The organism is Synechococcus sp. 63AY4M2 (assembly GCF_002760475.1).
GTDB lineage: Bacteria > Cyanobacteriota > Cyanobacteriia > Thermostichales > Thermostichaceae > Thermostichus.
Window position 1 is genome coordinate 1,119,319 of sequence record NZ_AXUX01000001.1, and the last position, 19,410, is coordinate 1,138,728.

The window sequence follows — 19,410 nt, forward strand, 5'->3', positions numbered from 1 at the left end:
GAGTAAGCCCATGCGGCGCCGCCCTGACCCCAGCCTCGACATCTGGAAGGCCAGATCCCACCCCTTAGATCCCATTTTTCTGCCCCGCTCGGTGGCGGTGGTGGGGGCAACAGAGCGGGAGGGCAGTGTTGGGCGCACGGTCTTGTGGAACCTGATCAGCCACCCGTTTGGGGGCACGGTCTACCCGGTCAACCCCAAGCGGCACCAGGTGTTGGGCATCCGGGCCTATGAGCGGCTGTCTGCTTTGCCGGAGCCGGTGGATCTGGCCATCATCGCCATCCCGGCAGCCGGGGTGCCGGCGGTTATTCAAGAATGCGTCGAGGCCGGCGTCAAGGGAGCTATTGTCCTCTCGGCGGGCTTTAAGGAAATCGGCCCCGAGGGGCTGGAGCTGGAAAAGGCCATCCAAGAGGCTGCCCGCGGCAAGCTGCGCCTGATTGGCCCCAACTGCCTGGGGATCCAAAACCCCCACACGGGCCTAAATGCCACCTTTGCGGCCCAGATGGCCCGGCCCGGCAACGTGGGCTTTATCAGCCAAAGCGGGGCCCTCTGCACCTCGATCCTAGACTGGAGCCTGCAGGAAAATGTCGGCTTTAGCGCCTTTATCTCCCTGGGATCGATGCTGGATGTGGGCTGGGGGGATCTCATCGACTACCTGGGCCAGGATCCCCATACCCACAGCATCGTCCTCTACATGGAATCCGTCGGGGATGCGCGGTCGTTTTTGTCGGCGGCCCGCGAGGTGGCGCTGAGCAAGCCCATCATCGTCATCAAGGCGGGGCGCACCCAGGCGGCGGCCCAGGCGGCGGCCTCCCACACGGGATCCCTCACCGGCAGCGACGCGGTTTTGGATGCGGCCTTCCGCCGCTGCGGCGTGCTGCGGGTGGATCACATTGAAGATCTCTTCGACATGGCGGAGGTGCTGGCCAAACAGCCCCGTCCGCAAGGGCCCCACCTCAGCATCCTCACCAATGCCGGCGGGCCAGGGGTGCTGGCCACCGACGCCCTCATTCGCGCCGGCGGATCCCTGGCCTCTCTTGCCCCGGAGACGCTGGAGCAGCTCAGCCAGATCCTGCCGCCCCACTGGAGCCACGGCAACCCCATCGACGTTTTGGGCGATGCCGGGCCGGAGCGCTTTGCCCAGGCGCTGGAGATCGTGCTGCGGGATCCCGGCAGCCAGGGCTGTCTGGTGATCCTCACCCCCCAGGCGATGACAGATCCCACCGCCACGGCCGCCAAGGTGGTGGAGACCTGGCGGCGCAGCGGATCTCGCCAACCCATCCTGGCCAGTTGGATGGGGGGAGCCCTGGTGGATGCCGGCGAGCAGATCCTCAACCAGGCCGGGATCCCCACCTACCGCTATCCGGATCAGGCGGCGCGGGTGTTCAGCTATCTGTGGCGCTTCAGCGACAACCTCAAGGCCCTCTACGAAACCCCCGCGCTGCCCCCTGCAACAGCGGTCGAGCGCGAGAGGGTGCAGCCAATCCTCAGCCAAGCCCGGCGGCAAGGCCGCACGCTCCTGACCGAGGTCGAGTCCAAGGAGATCCTAGCCGCCTACGGGATCCCGGTGGTGCCCACGCGGGTGGCCGAGAGCCCGGAAGCGGCTGTAGAGGCCGCCGAACAAATCGGCTACCCGGTGGTGCTCAAGCTCTACTCCCACACCCTCACCCACAAAAGCGACGTAGGCGGCGTGCAGCTCAACCTGCCCGATGCCGAGTCGGTGCGGCGGGCCTACCGGCAGATCCAGACCAATGTTGCCGAAAAAGCCGGATCCCAGCACTTTCAAGGGGTGACGGTGCAGCCGATGATCCGCACCGACGGCTACGAGCTGATCCTGGGCAGCAGCGAGGATCCCCAGTTTGGGCCGGTGTTGCTGTTTGGCAGCGGCGGCCAATTGGTGGAAGTGTTCCAGGATCGCGCCATCGGCCTTCCCCCCCTCAACACCACCTTGGCGCGGCGCCTGATGGAGAATACCCTCATCTACAAGGCCCTCAAGGGGGTGCGGGGGCGCCGAGCCGTCAAGCTGGAAGCGCTGGAACAGCTTTTGGTGCGCTTCAGCCAACTGGTGGCCGAACAGCGGGAGATCAAGGAGATCGACATCAACCCCCTGCTGGCCTCGGGCGAGGGGCTGGTGGCTTTGGATGCCCGCGTCATTCTGCGCTCAGAGCAAGAACCACCGGTGCCGTTGGCCATCCGCCCCTATCCCACCCAGTACATCTGGAGCTTCCGGGACGGCATCACCATCCGCCCCATCCGCCCTGAAGACGAGCCGCTGGTAATCCAGTTTCATCGCCACGTCTCCGACTACAGCATCTACCTGCGCTACTTCCACCCCATCAAATACAGCGCCCGCATCGCCCACGAGCGCTTAATCCGCATCTGCTTCAACGACTACGACCGCGAGATCGCCCTGGTGGCGGAAAAACAGGAGCCAGAAGCCACAATCCTCGGCATCAGCCGCCTCTCCAAAAGACACGGCCTCCCCGAAGAGGCGGAGTTTGCCCTGCTGGTGGCGGATCCCTATCAACGGCAGGGGATCGGCACGGAGCTGCTGACCCGCCTGATTCAGGTGGCCCGCTGCGAAGGAATCCGGCGTCTGGCCGGCGAGGTGCTCAGCGAAAACGAGGGCATGCGCCGCCTGTGCAAGCGGCTAGGGTTCCAGTTGCTCCCCTCCCCGGAGGATCCCGGCCTCCTCAATGCCACGCTGGATCTCGCTGCCGACGCGGCGCCCCCCCACCCCCTGCCCCGCCTAGGGATCCCTGGTCTAAAAACGGTTTGCCGACTGGATTACCGTAGAATAGTTCCTTAGCCTCCAACCTCCCCTCGCCTTTTGGGAGAGGGGTTGGGGGTGAGGGACGGAGAAGTGGAGAAGTTTTTGGGGATGGCGGTGAAGATGGAAGGGGCAGCGGGGAAGCCATTGGGGATCCCTTCACCCGTCGCGGTGGCCTGGTGGGGGAGAGCGGGGCGGTGGCTGGCGGTGGGATTCCTTCTGCTGGGGCTAGGTGGCTGTGGGGTGGGATCCCACGGGGAAGTGAGGATTCTTCTGGCTTCTTTTGCGGTGACCCGCGATGCCTACCGCCAGATCATCCCTGCCTTTGAGGCCCATTGGCTGGCCCAGACCGGACAACGGGTGCGGGTGGAAAGCAGCTACGCCGGCTCGGCAACGCAGGCGCGGGCGGTCATCGAGGGGCTGGATGCCGATGTGGTGGCCCTGGCCCTAGGCCTGGATGTGGAGCGCATTGTGGCTGCCGGCCTGATTCGGCCGGGTTGGGAAAGTCGCACACCCAACCAGGGGATCGTCACCCGTTCGGTGGTGGTGATGGTAACGCGGGAGGGCAACCCCCACGATATCCGCTCCTGGACGGATCTGGCTCGGCCCGGCTTGCAGGTGGTTACTGCCAACCCCAAAACCTCCGGGGGTGCCCGCTGGAACTTTTTGGCCCTCTGGAGCGCTGTCCCTGAGCCGCAGGCCCTAGCCTTCACTACTCAGGTCTACAAAAACGTCCGCGTCCTGCCGCGGGACTCGCGGGAGGCTACGGATGTCTTTTTCCAAAAAGGGCAGGGGGATGCCCTGCTCACCTACGAACATGAGGTGATCCTGGCGGGCTTGCGCGGCCAGCCCTTGCCCTACGTGGTGCCGGATCCCAACATTTCCATCGACAACCCGGTAGCGGTGGTGGATGCCAACGTAGACCGCAAGGGCACCCGCGCCGTGGCCGAAGCCTTTGTGGACTATCTCTTTACGCCCGAGGCGCAGCGGGCCTTTGCCGAGGTGGGTTTTCGGCCGGTGGAGCCCACGGTGGCCCAAGAGTTTGCCTGGCGCTACCCTCCCATCAAAAATCTGGTGACTGTCGCCGACCTGGGCGGCTGGGAAGCTGTCCAGAACCGCTTCTTTGCCGACGGGGCTTTGTTTGACCGCATCCAAGCCCAGTTGTAGACCGATCCCTTGTCTTCCTCTCCCCGTTCGGGGTATCCTGGGGGCTGTATCAACGGTTTGTTGACAGGTTTACCGTAGATTAGAGGCTCCCTCCTTCGTCAGAAACGCCGTCCGGCCAACCCTTAGCTAGGCAGAACCTATGGGCATCACCATCGCAGGGGTATCGAAGCGTTTTGGGCAGTTTCAGGCCCTCCACCCTACGGATCTCACCATTCCCACGGGATCCCTGGTCGCCCTGTTGGGGCCGTCGGGTTCGGGCAAATCCACCCTCTTGCGCCTCATTGCTGGTCTAGAAAAGCCGGACACGGGGCGGATTTTCCTCACCGGGCGGGATGCCACCCACGCCAGCGTCCAGGAGCGCAATGTTGGCTTTGTCTTCCAGCACTACGCCCTGTTCAAGCACATGACGGTGCGGCAGAACATTGCCTTTGGCCTGGAGATCCGCAAAGCTTCGCGGGCCGAGATCCGGGCGCGGGTGGACGAGCTGTTGGAGCTGGTGCAACTGTCGGGGTTTGGGGATCACTACCCCTCCCAGCTTTCGGGGGGGCAGCGGCAGCGGGTGGCCCTGGCCCGCGCCTTGGCGGTGGAGCCGCAGGTATTGCTTTTGGACGAGCCTTTTGGGGCGCTGGATGCCAGGGTGCGCAAGGAGCTGCGCCAGTGGCTGCGGCGCCTGCACGACAAGGTGCACGTCACCACCGTCTTGGTTACCCACGACCAAGAGGAGGCCATGGAGGTGGCCGACCAGATCGTGGTCATGAACCAGGGGCGGATCGAACAGGTGGGATCCCCTGCCGAGATCTACGATCACCCGGCCACCCCCTTTGTCATGAGCTTTATCGGCCCGGTTAACGAGCTCTCTCCCCGCTCCCTGTTATCTTGCCAGCTTCCCGAGGCGCAGGCCGGCCCGCACCAGCTTTTCTTGCGCCCCCACGATGTGCAGATCGAGGTCAACCCCAATAGCAGCGGCGTCCCCGCGTGGGTAAAAGCGATCATCCACCTGGGGCGGGAGATCCAGGCGGAGCTGGTCTTGAGCGATGGCGGATCCCTCTGGGCCCACCTGAGCCGGGATCAATACGCCAGCCAGCCGCTGCAGGTGGGGCAGCAGGTCTATGTCCGTCCCAAGGTGGTCAAGGCCTTTCCCCTCAAAAAAAACGACAAGAAAACTGCCATGACCCCGCTGGCGACGGCGGGACGAAGTCCGATGTCGCTGGGAGCTTGAGGAAAGTTGCAGCAAGCTGGGTTTCAACTGTCTTGGCCGTGGCGGCTGAGCTTGGGCTATCTCTTCCTGATGTTGGCCCTGCCGCTGGCCGCCTTGATCGCCAAGTCCAGCAGCGTGGGCTGGGCGGAGTTTTGGCGGATCGCGACGGATCCGGTGGCCCTCTCCGCCTATGAAGTTACTTTTGTAACTGCGCTGCTGGCGGCCTTAGTGAATGGTGTAATGGGCACCCTGACGGCTTGGGTGTTGGTGCGCTACACCTTTCCCGGCAAAAAGCTCCTCGAGGGGTTGATTGATCTGCCCTTTGCCCTGCCCACGGCTGTTGCCGGCCTCACCCTGGCGACGGTTTACAGCAGCAACGGCTGGATTGGATCCCTGTTGGCCCCCTTGGGGATCCGCATTGCCTTCACTCGCTTGGGGGTGGGGGTGGCGATGCTGTTTATCTCTTTTCCCTTTGTGGTGCGGACGGTGCAGCCAGTGCTGCAGGAGCTGGAACAAGAGGTGGAAGAAGCGGCCTGGAGTTTGGGCGCCTCCCGCTGGCAGACCTTCTGGCGGGTGGTGCTGCCCCAGATTTTGCCCGCTGTTTTAACCGGGGTGGCCCTGGGGTTTTCCCGCGCTGTGGGCGAATATGGCTCCATCGTTATCATCGCCTCCAGCATCCCCTTCCGGGATCTCATCGCGGCAGTGCTGGTGATCCAGCGGCTGGAACAGTACGACTATGCCGGGGCAACGGTAATCGGGACAGTGATGCTGGGGATCTCTTTCTTGTCGCTGGTGGTGATTAACCTTCTGCAAGCTTGGGGAAGTCGCCATGAAACCTGACGGGATATCGGGGGTCCAACCGGAGCCATCGACAAACCCTTGGCTGTCGGGCCTGTTGATCGGCATTGTCGGGCTCTACATTGCCCTGCTGCTTGGGATCCCGGTGGTGAACATCTTCTACCAAGCGTTTCGAGAAGGGATCCCAGCTTTTCTGCAGCACCTGACCGAGCGGGAGCTGCTCAGTGCCCTCCGATTGACGGTGCTGACTGCCTTGGTTGTCGTGCCTCTCAATACCCTTTTCGGCCTCTGTGCCGCCTTGGCCCTGGCTCGCCGCCGTTTTCCGGGGCGGGCCTTGCTGCTCAGCCTCATCGATCTGCCCTTTTCCATTTCGCCGGTAGTAGCCGGCCTGATGCTGGTGCTGATCTTTGGCCGTCAGGGTTGGCTGGGATCCTGGAATCTGCGGGTCATTTTTGCCTTTCCGGGCATTGTGCTGGCCACCGCTTTCATCACTTTGCCCTTTGTGGTGCGGGAAGTATTGCCGGTGTTGGAAGAGGCCGGCACCGAAGAGGAAGAGGCCGCCAAAACGCTGGGGGCCAATTCCTGGCAGATCTTCTTGCGCATCACCCTGCCCAACATCCGCTGGGGCCTTCTCTACGGCGTCATCCTGACCAATGCCCGCGCCATGGGGGAGTTCGGGGCGGTGGCCGTGGTCTCCGGCAACATCATCGGCCGTACCCAGACCCTTCCCTTGTTTGTGGAAGATGCCTACCGCAGCTATGCCACGGGCTCGGCCTATGCGGCAGCGGTGGTGCTCTCCTTGCTGGCAGTGGTGACCCTGGTGGCCAAGGAGCTGCTAGAGCGGGGATCCCCTTCCCGCCGCATCTTCTAGGCCTTCTTTGGGATCCTTATCGCTAGGCAACCTCATCACGAACGCGCCGCTCTAACTTCCCTCTCCCTCAGGGAGAGGGGCCGGGGGTGAGGGTGGGACGGCCAGGGTGTGGCTCAAACAGACTCGGCAGCCAGCTCTGGCAAGGGAACTTTGGTGCCGCCCAAGCCGCAGTAGCCGCGCGGATTCTTGGCCAGGTATTGCTGGTGGTAGTCTTCGGCGTAGTAGAACTCTGGAGCCTCCAGGATCTCAGTGGTGATCTGGCCGTAGCCGTGGGCGCTCAGGGCTTGCTGGTAGAGATCGCGGGTTTTTTCTGCCAGCTCCTGCTGGGCCTGGGAATAGACGTAGATGCCGGAGCGATACTGAGTGCCCACATCATTGCCCTGCCGCATCCCTTGGGTGGGATCGTGGTTTTCCCAAAACACCTTCAAAAGCTGCAGGTAGCTGATTTGAGCCGGATCGTAAACCACCCGCACCACCTCGTTGTGGCCGGTCAAGCCGGTGCAAACCTCCTCATAGGTTGGGTTGGGAGTATACCCGCCGGCGTAGCCCACCGCAGTAGTGAACACTCCCGGCAACTGCCAAAACTTGCGCTCGGCTCCCCAGAAGCAGCCCATGCCGAACAGGGCCAGCTCCATGCCCTCCGGAAAGGGGGGCTTTAGCGGCGTGCCCTTGACGTAGTGCCGGTTGACGATCGCCATTGGCTCGGAGCGGCCCGGCAAAGCCTCCTCCGGGGTGGGCAGGGTCAGTTTCTTGCCCAATTTGCCAAAACCAAAGAGCGCCATCGCGATAGCCCGATACATTCGTTAACACTTATCAGCCTAACGCAGGTGGCCGCTGTTGTCTTGAAATTAAGGATTGGCAAGCGAGCAGCCTGGGGATTTCAGATTGCCAGCTCCACAACCACAGGGGCATGGTCGCTGGGCTTTTGTGCCCGCCGCGGTTCGACGTCGATCCAGCAGGCAGTAGCTTTGTCCTGGAGCAGAGGGGAAAGGTAGAAGTGATCGATGCGCCAGCCGCGGTTCTTCTGGAACCCACCCCCGCGGTAGTCCCACCAGCTAAAATGTCCAGGGTCCGGGTTAAACTTGCGAAAGGCATCCTCAAACCCCAAAGCCAGGATCTCCCGCAGGGCCTGCCGCTCCGGCTCCGAGGCCATGATTTCCCCGGCTTTGCGGGGATCGTAAATATCCCGGTCTTCGGGGGCGATGTTGAAGTCGCCGCAGAGGAGGATGGGCTGCCCCTGGCCCAGGGCGATGTTGAGGTAATCCTTCAGGCGGGCCAACCAGTGCAATTTGTAAGCGTACTTGTCGGATCCCACCGCCTCGCCATTGGGCACGTAGAGGTTGAGAATGCGGATGCCGCGGTAGAGGCCGCCGATCAGCCGCTTTTGCTCGTCCAGCTCCGCCGCTGCCGGCAGCAGGGCCCCAAAGCCACGCTCTACTTTTTCCGGCACCTCCCGGCTGATGAGGGCAACGCCGTTGTAGGCTTTCTGCCCGTACACTTCTACGTAAAAGCCTCGCTCCTCAAAGGGCGCGCGGGGAAAGTCCGCATCCACCACCTTGGTCTCCTGCAAGCAGAGCACATCCAGGGATCCCTGCTTGTCCAGCCAAGCCAAAACCTGGGGCAGCCGGGTGCGAATGGAGTTGACGTTCCAGGTGGCCACTTGCATGGCAGCAGGTTTCCAAGACGACGCTCAGGCCACTATTTTGGCCAAACCCAGCGGACGGATCCCCTGTGGCGAGACCGCGATCCGGTAGGGCAGCACCTCAACCCCAGCCTGCAGCGCCTGGCGAAACAGATGGGCATAGCGGGGATCCCGTTCTTCGCCGGGGGCAAACTCGGTGCAATCGGCGCGGTTGATCCAATACAGCAGCAGAGCCCGCTGCCCTTGCCGGCGGATCTCGATGAGATCTTCCAGGTGCTTTTGGCCGCGAGTCGTCACCGTATCGGGAAACAGGGCGCGGGATCCCACGGCCCAAGTGGTATTTTTAACCTCTAGGTAGGCCAAGCCAGAGTCTCCCATCAGCAGGAAGTCGATTTTGCTCCTGCCGCAAGTCACTTCCCGTTGCCAGCGGGAGAACTCCGCCAATTGGGGAAACCACCCTCGTGCCAGCCCCCATTCCACCAGGCGATTGGGCAGGCCGGTGTTGATCCCCACCCACACCCCTTCCACCTGGATCATCTCCCAGGTGTAGGCCAATTTGCGCTTGGGATCGGGGTGATAGGAGAGGTACACAGGCGCTCCCACCTGGCAAACCCCCGTCATCGGCCCGGTGTTGGGGCAGTGAGCGGTTACCGGTTGCCCATTTTCCAGCTCCACCTCGGCAAAGAAGCGCCGGTAGCGGCTGCGCAACACCCCCCTGCGCAAGGGGGTGGAAAAACAGTAAGGGGGCGGCCCCTCTTGGGCGGGCATCTGCAAGCGTCCTCCGGTGAGTATTTTTCTTTAGGATTTTGGAAGTCTTCCGGGTGGAGGGAGCTTCCTGCGCTAGGGTAAATGACGTATCTCTCCAGCCAGGGCCTTTTTTGCCGACGCCTTGTTCCTATAGCTTTTAATACTTTATCTTTTTCTATCCCTTTGCCAAAACTTGGAGAAGAAAGCCCGAATGTTGCGTCTTGATCCTGAGCCCGGCTTTCAGCCCCCGGATCCCTTCCAGGACGACCGTGGGCGCGTGGCCATCTTTATCGACGGATCCAACCTCTTCTATGCCGCCCTACAGATGGGCATTGAGATCGACTACACCCGCCTGCTGAAGACGCTGACCGGCCGTTCTCCCCTCCTGCGCTCCTTTTTCTACACCGGCGTCGATCGCAACAACGAAAAGCAGCAGGGGTTTTTGCTCTGGATGCGCCGCAACGGCTACCGTGTGGTTACCAAAGAGCTGACCCAACTGCCCGATGGCTCCAAGCGGGCCAATCTAGATGTGGAAATCGCTGTGGACATGTTGTCGCTGGTGCGCTGGTACGAGACGGCGGTGCTGGTGAGCGGCGATGGGGATCTGGCCTATGCAGTCAATGCCGTCAGCTACCAAGGGGCGCGGGTGGAGGTAGTTAGCCTGCGCTCGATGACCAGCGACCAGCTAATTAACTTGGCGGATCGCTACATCGACCTGGAGTCCATCAAGGATCAAATTAAGAAGACCAACCGCCCCTCCTACCTGTACCGACCGAGCTTCACCACCGATGAGGAGGACGAGGGGTAAATTGCCCCCAGCTGGGGGCAGGGCGACGAGGCCGTTACTGCAACCTCAAATTTGAAGGGATCCCTTGCAGCAGGTAAACGGGGTTGAGCGGGGAAAAGCGGGTGCCCTCGGCCAAGGCCGTGGAACGGGAGATCTGGATGTGTTCCACCCGCACCTGCCAGCTCCGCGAGCGCAGCCATTGCAGAGCTTCGCTGCAGGTTTCCAGGGTGGCGAAGTTAGCCACCAAGATCCCCTCAGGCCGCAGGCGGGCCGCCACCGCCGGCAGCAGATCGCGGATCCCTTTGCCGCCTCCCCCCAGCAACACCCGCTCCGGATCCGGCAGGTCGGCCAGCACCCGGGGCGCTGTCCCCGGGATCACGTGCAGGTTTTCCAGATCGAAGCGTTGGCGGTTGCGCCGGATAAGACAAATGCCTGTGGCGTTGCGCTCGATGGCATAGACCTGGAGCTGGGGGGAGAGGCGGGCGATCTCCACGGCTACGGAACCGGTGCCGGCCCCGATATCCCACACCACTCCCTGCCGCGGCAGTTGCAGCGCCCCCAGCGTGAGCAGTCGGATGGGCTGCTTGGTGATCAGGCCGGGCTGGTCGGGAAAGGTGTGGAACTGGTCGTCCGGGATCCCCACCAAAGGCCAGCGGCGGGGATCCGGTTCCGGCTCAACGCGCCGCAACACCACCAAGTTGGGGCTGGGGAAGGCAGATTTCTCCCCTTCTTGCAGGGGCAGGATCTGCTCGTGGGGGGATCCCAGTTGGCTGCACACCCAGCCCTGGTAGCGCACCGGCAGCCGCAGGTCGGCGATAAACTGGGCCACCGCCGCCGGGGTGTGCTCCGGATCGGTCAGGGCCACAATAAGAGGGGATCCCTGCCTAAGGGCGTCTTGCAACCGCTCCACCCCCCGCCCGTGCAGGCTGAGGATGGTGGCCTCCTGCCAGGGGATCTGCAGGCGGTTGAGGGCCAACTGCACTGAGCTGACTTGGGGATAAAAGGCCAGTTGCTCCGCCGGGAAGTACTGCGTTAACAGGCGCCCAATCCCAAAAAACAGCGGATCCCCGCTGGCCAACAAAACCAGGGATCCCTGCGCCAGCTCCTTTTGCAAAAGCGGGATCCAACTTTCCACTGGTCCAGTAAGCCGGATCTGGCGGGCCGGATGGTCAGCAAAGTGCTGCAGCAAGCTGGAGGGCCCGGCCAAGGTTTGCGCTTGGGAGAGGGGGGGAATCGCCCAAGAGGCCACCGAGCCATCTGCTGCTACCCCTATAACCGCAAGCTGAGGTGATCGGCCAGATGTTGTCGTAGCCATCTAGCGTTCGACAGGCGGGTGGTACTGGCGCATGTGGTTGAGAAAATCCAGGCGCAACTCCGCCACTTCCCGCTGCATCTCCCGCATTTCCCGAATAAAGCCCAGATGAGCCTCGATCAGGCGGCCATCCCGCTCCCGGAATTGCTCCATCATCAGGGCTTGCGCCTCCCTCAGCTCGGCAAAGCCGGCCTGCATATCGCGGCGGGATTCCTGGATGGCCCTCTCCAGCTCATCTCCCCGCTCTTCGTTCTGGCGAATCCGCTCCTGGTTGTGCTGAATCAGCGTCCGGATCTCCTGGATTTCGGTCTGGAGCTGGGCTTCGATGGCCTGCCGCTCGGCTCGCATTGCGGCCATCTGGACCTCAAAGCGCTCGGCAGCCCGCTGCTGCTCAGTTCGGATCTCGGCGATCTCGGCGGAGAAACGCTCGGCGGCCCGCTGCTGCTCGGCCCGGATCTCGGCAATTTGGGCGGCAAAGGCCTGCCGCATCTCCGTCATCTGAGCCTCAAAGCGCTCGGCAGCCCGCTGCTGCTCAGTTCGGATCTCGGCGATCTCGGCGGAGAAACGCTCGGCGGCCCGCTGCTGCTCGGCCCGGATCTCGGCAATTTGGGCGGCAAAGGCCTGCCGCATCTCCGTCATCTGAGCCTCAAAGCGCTCGGCAGCCCGCTGCTGCTCAGTTCGGATCTCGGCGATCTCGGCGGAGAAACGCTCGGCGGCCCGCTGCTGCTCGGCTCGGATCTCGGCAATTTGGGCTGCAAAGGCCTGCCGCATCTCCGTCATCTGGGCCTCAAACCGCTCGGCAGCTCTCTGCTGTTCGGCTCGGATCTCTTGAAGCTGTTCTTGTTGAAGCTGAAGGTTGCGGATCAGCCACTCCTCTTGTTCGGGGGTCATGGGAAAGGTCTGAAGATGTCGTTCCAATTCTAGTCAGTTGGGGATGGGATCCCGGCGGGCGGCCAGCAGTAGGGCATTGACGATGGCAGCGGCCACCGGGGATCCGCCTTTGCGGCCCTCCACCCGAATCTGGGGGACATCCGTTTGCGCTAGCGCCCGTTTGGCCTCTTCCACTGCCACAAAGCCCACTGGCACCCCGATCACCAGGCTGGGCCGGATCCGCTGGGCCCGCATCTCTTCCACCAGCGCCAGCAGCGCCGTGGGCGCGTTGCCGACGACAAAGATCGCTTCCGGGTAGCGCCGGGCTACCTTGACCATCCCCTGGGCCGTGCGCGTTTGCCCGGCTTCAAGAGGCTCTTCTGCCCAGTCCAAAGCGCAATGGAGCGGGATCCCCTGCGCCGCGAGGCCAGCTTGGATCCCGGCGGCCACCATCCGCACATCCACCACCAGCGGCCGCCGTTGCCGCAGGGCCGCCAGTCCCGCCTCAACTGCCGTGGGGCTGAACACAAAGCGATCCCGCAGCTCGAAGTCAGCGGTGGCGTGGATGGCGCGGCGCACGATCTCATAGGGGATCCCTTGCCAGGGGTGGGGGCCGATCTCTTGGTCAATCTGGCGGAAGCTGGCCGCTGTAATGGGGTCTATCCAAGCTGTTTCATCCATCATGGGATCGGTAGGCAGAGCCACATCTGGCAGGAGGGTTTTCTCCATCCTGTTGACGCAAGCGGTTTTGTTTGGAAAAAGGGGTGGGGAATGTCCAGAAAAAGCCGCTCAAGAGGGTTATCTGAGAGAAACGCCCCTCCAGTCCACTCTAGACGCCCTCCAGCAACCGCTAAGATCGGTCTATCCTGATGGAGGTGGGCCTGCTGTTGTCACATACAAAAGGATAGCTTGGTAGCCCCGCACTTTAGTGCGGGGCGGAAAAGCCCGCTAGCGACTTTAGTTGCTAACTGCTATAATCCTAGCCAGACCAGGGGAAAACGCTAACTACGGTGAAAAACCCGAGCAGCAACAAATCCTCTGGAGCGAGAAGTAAGCAGAACCTTGGGGCTTTGCCTTAAGGAACTGTCTAGAGGCGCTTTGACAACGCCGTTATGGGTTCTTTTGTGGACTGCGTAAGAATCCCCCGCCTTTAGGCGGTGGGAGTGTCAATCCTCCCTTGCCTGAACATAACCCTCCTTCTTCTTCTCCCTCTGCTGCTGTCGGCGGGGCAGGTTTCCCCTCCCCTGCGACGCCCCCCTCTTCGGTCGGCAGCAGGGATCCCGTCTCAGGGCTTCCTCGCTATGGTCATTCCCAAACCTGGCTCTGGCGCGGCTGGCCTATTCATTTCACCTACACCCCCAGTCGCGCCCAAACCGCCAGCGGCCAGGTGAACTTGACGGCGGCTCCGGCCATCTTGATCCATGGCTTTGGGGCCTCGGTGGGCCATTGGCGCCACAACATTGTTCCTCTGGGATCCCAGCGCTCCGTCTATGCTCTCGACCTGCTGGGATTTGGCGAGAGTGCCAAGCCGGAGATCGCCTACAGCGTCGATCTGTGGGTCGAGCAGGTGTACGAGTTTTGGCGAACCCACATCCAGCAGCCCAGCCTCCTGGTAGGCCATTCCATTGGGGGCCTGGTGGGGGTGATTGTGGCTGCCCGCTATCCCCAGATGGTGAAGGGTTTGTGCTTGATCAGTTGTGCCGATGGGCCTCACCCCGAAGAATTGTCCCCTCCTTGGGATGTGTTGGTGCAGGCCCTTTGCGAAGGGATCCTGGCTGTTTTGGGCTGCCCGCTCACCTATCCTCATTTGTTTAACTGGCTGCGACAAACCGAGGTGCTGCGGGCCTGGATCAAAAATGTCTACAAGCGGGACGAGCAGGTGGACGAGGAGCTGGTGCAGATCTTCCAGAGGCCGGCCTTTGAGCCGGGGGCAGCCCACGTGTTTTTGGATAGCCTGAGGGCCATTCTCTGCCGCCGCTTCGACAGTCCCAAGCGCCTGTTGCCCACGCTCAAGATGCCCATTCTCCTCCTCTGGGGCCAGGAAGATCCGGCGGTGCCCAGCTTTTTGGCGGATCAGTTTAAGCGCTGGCAGCCGGCTCTTACGTTGGTGAAGCTGCCAGGGGTGGGCCACTGCGCTCACGACGAGCTGCCCCACTGGGTCAACACCCTCATTAGTGAGTGGGCAGCTAGCCTGGAGACTTGCCCTAACTTGTCCACCCACCTTCGCAAGAATCCCGCGGCTGGCTAGTCCAGCCAGTTCCCCTGCCCAGGTTCAGCAGTGCCCTCCCTGCTAGCGGTGAAACCTTATGTATGGATGAATGATCGCGCTAGGTGGGAACCTCCCTCTCCGGTTGGGAAAGCGGCTAGGGATGAGGGCCAAGGGATCCCTTTAGTCCTCGGGGGGCAGCTTGAGGATCTGACGCTGACGCATCCCCTGCCAGCGCTGGATGAGGTCGCTGTCGATGCCAAACTGATCCAGGGCCTTCACCACCACAAAGTCCACCAAGTCCAAGAGGGTACGCGGCTGGTGGTACCAGGCCGGAATGGCCGGGACGATGCGCGCCCCTGCCTCTGCCAGGATGGTCAGGTTGCGCAGGTGAATGAGGCTGAAGGGGGTTTCCCGCGGCACGATGACCAGGCGGCGGCCTTCTTTGAGCTGCACGTCAGCCGCCCGCTCCAGCAGGTCAGAGCTCAGCCCAGCGGCCAACTTGGCTACCGTGCCCATGCTGCATGGGATCACCAACATCCCCTGCGTGCGGTAGGAGCCGCTGGCAATGGTTGCCCCCACATCTTGCCAGCGGTGGCAGACCAAGGATCCGCCCTCGCTTTCGGCCTGCTGCCGCCAAAACTGGGCCTGCCGCTGGGGATCTGCCGGCAACGGCACCCCTTGCTCCCCTTGCCACACCTGATAGGCCGCTTTGGAGGCCACCACCTCGACGCGGTAATCCAGGCTGAGCAGAACGTGTAGGGCGCGCACGGCGTAGAGCATCCCGGAGGCGCCCGATATACCAAGGATGATCGGCTGGGAGGAGTTCAAGGGCAGGCGGAAAGGGTCTTTACCTCAGTTTACCGACTGCCGAGGCCCCTCGGCTCTAGGCCTTGGGCTGGGCGATGTCGAACTCGGCGTCGTAGTCGAAGTCCTCGTCTTCCTCGACCCAGTCTTCCTCCAGCCTATCGTCCTCTTCCAGCTCCTCCTCTAGGCGAAGCTTCTCTGGGTACTCCTCGTCCAGCCCCAAAGCGGCTCGCTCTTCCCGCCGCCGGAAGCGCTCCAAAGCCGCCGGCGTGATGAAGGGATACGGCAGCCCCTGCGCTTGCGCCTCCTCCAGCGCTGCCCGGTAGCTCTCCACTTCCTTGATGTCAATTTTCCAGCCAGTGAGGCGAGCGGCCAGGCGCACATTTTGCCCCTCTTTGCCGATGGCCAGGCTGAGCTGGTCGCTGGTCACCAGCACATGGGCCTGTTGGATCTCCGGATCCACCAACCGCACCTCCACCACCTTGGCCGGGCTGAGGGCGTTGGCGATGTAGGTGGCCGGATCCGGCGACCAGCGGATGACGTCGATCTTCTCGTTGCGCAGCTCTGCCACCACCGCCTGAATCCGGGATCCCCTTGCCCCAATACAGGCCCCCACCGGATCCACGTCCCGCTCCACGGTATCGACGGCAATCTTGGTGCGCGGCCCCACGTTGCGGGAAGGCGGGTTGGCCTCCCGCGCCACCGCCACGATGCGCACAATGTCCTCTTCGATCTCCGGCACCTCGTTGGCGAACAGGTTCACCACCAAGCCGGCGTCGGCCCGAGAAACCAAAAGCTGCGGCCCCCGCCGGGATCCCTCGTATACCTTTTTGAGGTAGACCTTCATCACCGCGTTGGGGGTGTAGCGATCGCTGGCCAACTGCTCCTTCTTGGGCAGTTCGGCTTCCACCTCCGGCTGCCCAAAACCGCTGGATACCGCCATGATCACCGTCTGCCGCTCCGTGCGCAGCACCCGTGCCTGCAACACGGTATTTTCCAGGTCGCGGAACTCTTCTTGAATCAGGCGGCGCTGCTGGTCACGCAACTTCTGGGCCAGCACCTGCTTGGTTTGGATGGCCGCCATGCGGCCAAACTCCGCCTGTTGGGGAGTGACGTCATTGGTTACTTCCCAGCCAACTTCGGCTTCCGGGTAGTCCTGCTGCACGTCGTACAGGGAGATCTCGTGATCTGGATCCCGTACCTCCTCGACAATGGTTTTGGTGGCCAAAATGCGAAAGCCCCCTGCCTCCACATCCAGCTCCACATCGAAGTTGCGGAAGTGGTCTTCTTCAAAGACGACATCTCGCTGAATGGTTTTGCGGTAGCGTTCGTAGCCCTTGAGCAGCGCCTCCCGCAAGGCGTTGGTGACCGCATGGCGGGGCAAGTTGCGCTCCCGCGAGATCATCTCCACCATTTCTGCCAAACCGGGCAGAGGCACCATCGACATAAGCTGTTGTCCTCCTAATGCAACTTAAGCTGGGATGAAACTGCTATCACTGTTGCTCCGCAATCCTGACGGGAAATGCATCGCCGCACAGCAGGCAGCTCCGACGCGAAGACAGGGCAACACACTTCGCGCTCGAACGTCCTCTCTATCCCCATTCCTCTACTCGGTTTCCGCCTCTGAGAGGACAACCCGCTGCACCGAGGCGCGGGGCAACTGCACGCGCCGTCCCTTGAGGGATAGGGCAACTTTCTCCTCATCCCGACCCAGCAGATGCCCTGACCAGACAGCTTTGCCCTTGTAGGGGGGATCCACCGTCACCTCCACCGCAAACCCTTTGAAAACCACAAAGTCGCGGTCGCTGATGAGGAGGTTGCTGATGCCGGGGCTGGAGACCTCCAGCACATAATGGCCGGGGATCAGATCCACTCGATCCAGCTCCACTTCCAAGGCCTGGCTCATAGCTTCGCAATCGGCGTGGCTGGTTTCCTGCTCCGGATCCAGCGGACGGATATCCACCCGCAGCACCGGCGGATACTGGTTGGTGTGAAAAACCATCTGTACCAACTCGTACCCCAGTCGAGCGGCCAAGGGACGGGCCAGACTCTCCAACTGCGGGATCAGAGGGTGAACCATAGCCAACTCATCGCCAACTCGGTGTAACGGCCAGATCCCAGCCCAGCGAAGCTGGAGCCGGCAGCGGGGGCATCTTCCCCCTAAAAAAGCAAAGAAGTGGGCGCTACCCACTCCCCGTTATCATTGCGGAGATCCTTGGGAATCTACCTGCCGTCGCGGGGGGCTTTGGGCAGGCTTTTCCCTGGCTATGATCTTAGAATACTTTGTCGGATTTGGCCAGAGGGATCCGCGTGAGCCAGATCTGCAAAAGGCCACACCTATAATTAATGTGGACAGCCGCGGATTTGCCCAGACACCCAGCCGCATTCTGTGGGGTTTCCTATGACCGTTGCTTTCTCCTATCCCATCTTTGGCCCCAGCATTCAATGCCCCCACTGTCGGCAGACGATTGCGGCCCTTACCCTGACCGATACCTACCTCTGCCATCGCCACGGCGCCTTTGAGGCAGATCCCGAGCAAGAGGAGCTGGTTCACCTGCAATCAGGGCGGCGTTGGCGCCTCTGGGAAGGCCGCTGGTACCGCCAGCACACCCATGCCGATGGGATCCGCTTCGAGATTCACGAAGAGCTGGATCGCCTGCGCATGCAGGGGATGCGGGCCACGCAGGTGATCGTGGCCGAGCGCTACCGCTCTTTGCTCACCCCCTACCTGGAGCAGGGATCCCAGCGGCGCCCCGGCCCACCCCGCCTCTACGGCCTGCCGGTTAGCTTCAGCTCCCAGCTTCCTGAAGGAGCCGGTGGCTCGCCGCAGCGCTGGCGGGTGATCAACTTCGAGCTGATCTGCGAGCTGGATCCGGCCATGCGACAGCCGCAATCCCGGCTGCAGTTCTGTGACTAGCCCTGAGAAAGGCAAGGTCGGGCTTTAGAAGCGGCTAACCCGCCTGGGATCCCCCCTCCGGCTCAGGGGAGGCTATACCCCAGTAGGTGTAGCCGAACCACTTTGGTTGGCTAGGCATGTAGAATTGTTCCAACTGCTCAAAGCGAAACCCTGCCTCTCGGAGCGAGCGGGCCATCTGGCAGAGGAAATCGAGGCTTTGGGCAGGCAAGAGCGCCGCGAATTGGTCAATCGCTTGGGGATCCTGCCGGGACACCTCCTCAAGGGGCAGTTCCAGCTCCAGCTTCGCGGCAAAAGTTGGCGGGCAACTATTAGCGAACAACGTCGCCAAATCCAGCAATTGCTCAAAGAGAGTCCTAGCCTAAAGCCTGAGCTTTTGGCAGCTCTGCCAGAGGCTTACCAAGACGGGATCCTGTTGGTGGTGAAAGAAACGCCGCTCTCGGAAGAGGATCTGCCCGCCGAGTGTCCCTACACGCTTGAGCAGGTAATGGATCTCGGCTTTTATCCGGGATCGGAATAGCTCAAGGGGCTTTGCTCGCCCTTGGAAGTGCCGCCTCTTGCAACCTGAGAGCAAAAGCCGGAGCTCCAGCTTAACTGTCCTCCACAAGCTGTAACCAGAGCCTTAGGAAGGATGGCTCAGGCGTGATTTGAACACGCGACCCAGGGCTTATGAGTCCCCTGCTCTACCGCTGAGCTACTGAGCCGGGAAGATGCTTAACTAGGATAGCATCTTTGTGCAGGAAGTTGCTCTCGTCGGCTGGCAATGTCGCCTCCTTTTCTTAAGGGATCCCTGTTTTGGCTGGCCCTGGTGCTGCAGGTGGGCCTGGTTGGGCTGGTGCCAGCTCGGAAGGCGCTTACCCTTGCCACTGGCTCCCCGATCTACTTGCAGATTGCTCCTCTGGATCCCTATGACCCCTTGCGGGGCCGCTACGTAGCTTTGAGCTACACCGTTGCCCAGCTTTCCACCCTAGAGAAACTGCCCGGCTGGTCCCCTGAGCTCGCTAAGCCAGGGATCCTCTACCTGTGCTTGGCTCCTCCTGCCGGGGATCCCGCTCAACCCTGGCAGGCCATCGGCATCAGCCGCGACCGACCCAAGGATCTGCAGCCTGCGGAGGTCGCCCTGCAAGGTTGGTTCGATGGGTGGCAGCTTAGGTTTGGGATCGAAGAGTTTTTCATTTCGGAAGCGCTGGGAGATGTTCTGGAACTAGAGATCCGCCGCAACCCAGAAACCCTGCGAGCAGAGGTGAAGGTGGATCCCTGGGGCCAGGCAGCGCTGGTGGGCCTTTGGGTAGGAGAACAGCGGTACTAAGAGAAGAGTAAAGCT

The 19,410-nt window shown here is 62.1% G+C and carries 20 protein-coding genes and 1 tRNA gene; 10 read left to right on the top strand and 11 right to left on the bottom strand.

Annotated features, from left to right (window positions below; genetic code table 11):
* Nucleotides 1-10 precede the first annotated feature (10 nt).
* The 5 genes from SYN63AY4M2_RS05005 to cysW all read left to right on the top strand — a co-directional run bounded on the left by SYN63AY4M2_RS05005 (nucleotide 11) and on the right by cysW (nucleotide 6,801).
* On the top strand, nucleotides 11-2,806 hold the full coding sequence (locus tag SYN63AY4M2_RS05005) for a bifunctional acetate--CoA ligase family protein/GNAT family N-acetyltransferase (protein ID WP_099887250.1): 2,796 nt from the start codon (nucleotides 11-13) through the stop codon (nucleotides 2,804-2,806).
* A 39-nt stretch (nucleotides 2,807-2,845) separates the two neighbouring features.
* Nucleotides 2,846-3,934 (top strand): sulfate ABC transporter substrate-binding protein, encoded by a 1,089-nt coding sequence (locus SYN63AY4M2_RS05010; protein WP_240527742.1) that lies wholly within the window; start codon nucleotides 2,846-2,848, stop codon nucleotides 3,932-3,934.
* A gap of 139 nt (nucleotides 3,935-4,073) precedes the next feature.
* The gene (locus SYN63AY4M2_RS05015; protein WP_099816176.1) at nucleotides 4,074-5,153 is read left to right on the top strand and encodes a TOBE-like domain-containing protein; all 1,080 of its coding nucleotides are present in this window, start codon (nucleotides 4,074-4,076) and stop codon (nucleotides 5,151-5,153) included.
* A 6-nt stretch (nucleotides 5,154-5,159) separates the two neighbouring features.
* Nucleotides 5,160-5,972, top strand: coding sequence for a sulfate ABC transporter permease subunit CysT (cysT, locus tag SYN63AY4M2_RS05020; RefSeq protein WP_099812464.1), 813 nt, complete (start codon nucleotides 5,160-5,162; stop codon nucleotides 5,970-5,972).
* A complete protein-coding gene (gene cysW / locus SYN63AY4M2_RS05025; protein WP_099812465.1) occupies nucleotides 5,962-6,801 on the top strand; it encodes a sulfate ABC transporter permease subunit CysW in 840 nt (279 codons plus the stop codon). The genes cysT and cysW overlap by 11 nt, the downstream gene beginning before the upstream one ends.
* Before the next feature lie 113 nt (nucleotides 6,802-6,914).
* Here cysW and msrA read toward each other — a convergent pair whose 3' ends face one another.
* The 3 genes from msrA to sfsA all read right to left on the bottom strand — a co-directional run bounded on the left by msrA (nucleotide 6,915) and on the right by sfsA (nucleotide 9,211).
* Entirely contained in the window at nucleotides 6,915-7,583 is a 669-nt protein-coding gene (msrA, locus tag SYN63AY4M2_RS05030) for a peptide-methionine (S)-S-oxide reductase MsrA (RefSeq protein ID WP_099834672.1), read from the bottom strand.
* 98 nt (nucleotides 7,584-7,681) lie between these two features.
* A complete protein-coding gene (xth, locus tag SYN63AY4M2_RS05035) occupies nucleotides 7,682-8,467 on the bottom strand; it encodes an exodeoxyribonuclease III (protein ID WP_099834673.1) in 786 nt (261 codons plus the stop codon).
* A gap of 24 nt (nucleotides 8,468-8,491) precedes the next feature.
* Nucleotides 8,492-9,211 carry a DNA/RNA nuclease SfsA gene (gene sfsA, locus SYN63AY4M2_RS05040; RefSeq protein WP_011429372.1) on the bottom strand — a complete coding sequence of 240 codons (720 nt, stop codon included), beginning with the start codon at nucleotides 9,209-9,211 and terminating at the stop codon, nucleotides 8,492-8,494.
* A 190-nt stretch (nucleotides 9,212-9,401) separates the two neighbouring features.
* Here sfsA and SYN63AY4M2_RS05045 point away from each other — a divergent pair, with 190 nt between their 5' ends.
* A complete protein-coding gene (locus SYN63AY4M2_RS05045) occupies nucleotides 9,402-9,998 on the top strand; it encodes an NYN domain-containing protein (RefSeq protein WP_011429371.1) in 597 nt (198 codons plus the stop codon).
* A gap of 34 nt (nucleotides 9,999-10,032) precedes the next feature.
* Here SYN63AY4M2_RS05045 and SYN63AY4M2_RS05050 read toward each other — a convergent pair whose 3' ends face one another.
* Genes SYN63AY4M2_RS05050 through SYN63AY4M2_RS05060 form a run of 3 tightly spaced genes read right to left on the bottom strand, consistent with a single transcriptional unit; the run spans nucleotide 10,033 to nucleotide 12,840 of the window.
* Nucleotides 10,033-11,292: a bifunctional cobalt-precorrin-7 (C(5))-methyltransferase/cobalt-precorrin-6B (C(15))-methyltransferase gene (locus tag SYN63AY4M2_RS05050; RefSeq protein ID WP_011429370.1), complete on the bottom strand. Its 1,260-nt coding sequence runs from the start codon at nucleotides 11,290-11,292 to the stop codon at nucleotides 10,033-10,035.
* Nucleotides 11,293-12,180: a hypothetical protein gene (locus SYN63AY4M2_RS05055; RefSeq protein WP_228375411.1), complete on the bottom strand. Its 888-nt coding sequence runs from the start codon at nucleotides 12,178-12,180 to the stop codon at nucleotides 11,293-11,295.
* A 33-nt stretch (nucleotides 12,181-12,213) separates the two neighbouring features.
* Entirely contained in the window at nucleotides 12,214-12,840 is a 627-nt protein-coding gene (locus SYN63AY4M2_RS05060) for a cobalt-precorrin-8X methylmutase (RefSeq protein WP_049749809.1), read from the bottom strand.
* Between the two features lie 496 nt (nucleotides 12,841-13,336).
* Between SYN63AY4M2_RS05060 and SYN63AY4M2_RS05065 the strand changes: the two genes are divergently transcribed.
* On the top strand, nucleotides 13,337-14,407 hold the full coding sequence (locus SYN63AY4M2_RS05065; RefSeq protein ID WP_011429366.1) for an alpha/beta fold hydrolase: 1,071 nt from the start codon (nucleotides 13,337-13,339) through the stop codon (nucleotides 14,405-14,407).
* Between the two features lie 141 nt (nucleotides 14,408-14,548).
* Here the strand turns inward: SYN63AY4M2_RS05065 and SYN63AY4M2_RS05070 are convergent, their stop codons facing one another.
* The 3 genes from SYN63AY4M2_RS05070 to rimP all read right to left on the bottom strand — a co-directional run bounded on the left by SYN63AY4M2_RS05070 (nucleotide 14,549) and on the right by rimP (nucleotide 17,252).
* Nucleotides 14,549-15,196 (bottom strand): flavin prenyltransferase UbiX, encoded by a 648-nt coding sequence (locus SYN63AY4M2_RS05070; RefSeq protein WP_011429365.1) that lies wholly within the window; start codon nucleotides 15,194-15,196, stop codon nucleotides 14,549-14,551.
* Nucleotides 15,197-15,251: 55 nt separating this feature from the next.
* Complete coding sequence (gene nusA, locus SYN63AY4M2_RS05075) at nucleotides 15,252-16,619, bottom strand: transcription termination factor NusA (protein ID WP_011429364.1); 1,368 nt, start codon at nucleotides 16,617-16,619, stop codon at nucleotides 15,252-15,254.
* 159 nt (nucleotides 16,620-16,778) lie between these two features.
* Nucleotides 16,779-17,252, bottom strand: coding sequence for a ribosome maturation factor RimP (gene rimP, locus SYN63AY4M2_RS05080; protein ID WP_099812470.1), 474 nt, complete (start codon nucleotides 17,250-17,252; stop codon nucleotides 16,779-16,781).
* Nucleotides 17,253-17,573: 321 nt separating this feature from the next.
* Between rimP and SYN63AY4M2_RS05085 the strand changes: the two genes are divergently transcribed.
* On the top strand, nucleotides 17,574-18,089 hold the full coding sequence (locus tag SYN63AY4M2_RS05085; RefSeq protein WP_011429361.1) for a TIGR02652 family protein: 516 nt from the start codon (nucleotides 17,574-17,576) through the stop codon (nucleotides 18,087-18,089).
* A gap of 34 nt (nucleotides 18,090-18,123) precedes the next feature.
* On the opposite strand, the gene SYN63AY4M2_RS13770 is transcribed toward SYN63AY4M2_RS05085, so the two are convergent.
* The gene (locus SYN63AY4M2_RS13770; RefSeq protein ID WP_168173307.1) at nucleotides 18,124-18,264 is read right to left on the bottom strand and encodes a hypothetical protein; all 141 of its coding nucleotides are present in this window, start codon (nucleotides 18,262-18,264) and stop codon (nucleotides 18,124-18,126) included.
* On the opposite strand from SYN63AY4M2_RS13770, the gene SYN63AY4M2_RS05090 reads away from it, so the two are divergent.
* Nucleotides 18,214-18,606: a DUF29 domain-containing protein gene (locus SYN63AY4M2_RS05090; protein ID WP_049749706.1), complete on the top strand. Its 393-nt coding sequence runs from the start codon at nucleotides 18,214-18,216 to the stop codon at nucleotides 18,604-18,606. The genes SYN63AY4M2_RS13770 and SYN63AY4M2_RS05090 overlap by 51 nt on opposite strands.
* A 112-nt stretch (nucleotides 18,607-18,718) precedes the next feature.
* Here the strand turns inward: SYN63AY4M2_RS05090 and SYN63AY4M2_RS05095 are convergent.
* Nucleotides 18,719-18,790 (bottom strand) — tRNA-Met (locus SYN63AY4M2_RS05095).
* 59 nt (nucleotides 18,791-18,849) lie between these two features.
* Here SYN63AY4M2_RS05095 and SYN63AY4M2_RS05100 point away from each other — a divergent pair.
* Nucleotides 18,850-19,395, top strand: a complete 546-nt coding sequence (locus SYN63AY4M2_RS05100; RefSeq protein WP_099812471.1) for a GDYXXLXY domain-containing protein — start codon at nucleotides 18,850-18,852, stop codon at nucleotides 19,393-19,395.
* Nucleotides 19,396-19,410: the final 15 nt, after the last annotated feature.

Bases quoted from the DNA above. Each gene is read 5' to 3' on its own strand.
- SYN63AY4M2_RS05005 (WP_099887250.1), top strand. From the start codon at position 11: ATGCGGCGCCGCCCTGACCCCAGCCTCGACATCTGGAAGGCCAGATCC.
- SYN63AY4M2_RS05015 (WP_099816176.1), top strand. From the start codon at position 4,074: ATGGGCATCACCATCGCAGGGGTATCGAAGCGTTTTGGGCAGTTTCAG.
- cysW (WP_099812465.1), top strand. From the start codon at position 5,962: ATGAAACCTGACGGGATATCGGGGGTCCAACCGGAGCCATCGACAAAC.
- msrA (WP_099834672.1), bottom strand. From the start codon at position 7,583: ATGGCGCTCTTTGGTTTTGGCAAATTGGGCAAGAAACTGACCCTGCCC.
- xth (WP_099834673.1), bottom strand. From the start codon at position 8,467: ATGCAAGTGGCCACCTGGAACGTCAACTCCATTCGCACCCGGCTGCCC.
- sfsA (WP_011429372.1), bottom strand. From the start codon at position 9,211: ATGCCCGCCCAAGAGGGGCCGCCCCCTTACTGTTTTTCCACCCCCTTG.
- SYN63AY4M2_RS05045 (WP_011429371.1), top strand. From the start codon at position 9,402: ATGTTGCGTCTTGATCCTGAGCCCGGCTTTCAGCCCCCGGATCCCTTC.
- SYN63AY4M2_RS05050 (WP_011429370.1), bottom strand. From the start codon at position 11,292: ATGGCTACGACAACATCTGGCCGATCACCTCAGCTTGCGGTTATAGGG.
- SYN63AY4M2_RS05055 (WP_228375411.1), bottom strand. From the start codon at position 12,180: ATGACCCCCGAACAAGAGGAGTGGCTGATCCGCAACCTTCAGCTTCAA.
- SYN63AY4M2_RS05060 (WP_049749809.1), bottom strand. From the start codon at position 12,840: ATGGATGAAACAGCTTGGATAGACCCCATTACAGCGGCCAGCTTCCGC.
- nusA (WP_011429364.1), bottom strand. From the start codon at position 16,619: ATGTCGATGGTGCCTCTGCCCGGTTTGGCAGAAATGGTGGAGATGATC.
- rimP (WP_099812470.1), bottom strand. From the start codon at position 17,252: ATGGTTCACCCTCTGATCCCGCAGTTGGAGAGTCTGGCCCGTCCCTTG.
- SYN63AY4M2_RS05085 (WP_011429361.1), top strand. From the start codon at position 17,574: ATGACCGTTGCTTTCTCCTATCCCATCTTTGGCCCCAGCATTCAATGC.
- SYN63AY4M2_RS13770 (WP_168173307.1), bottom strand. From the start codon at position 18,264: ATGGCCCGCTCGCTCCGAGAGGCAGGGTTTCGCTTTGAGCAGTTGGAA.
- SYN63AY4M2_RS05100 (WP_099812471.1), top strand. From the start codon at position 18,850: ATGTCGCCTCCTTTTCTTAAGGGATCCCTGTTTTGGCTGGCCCTGGTG.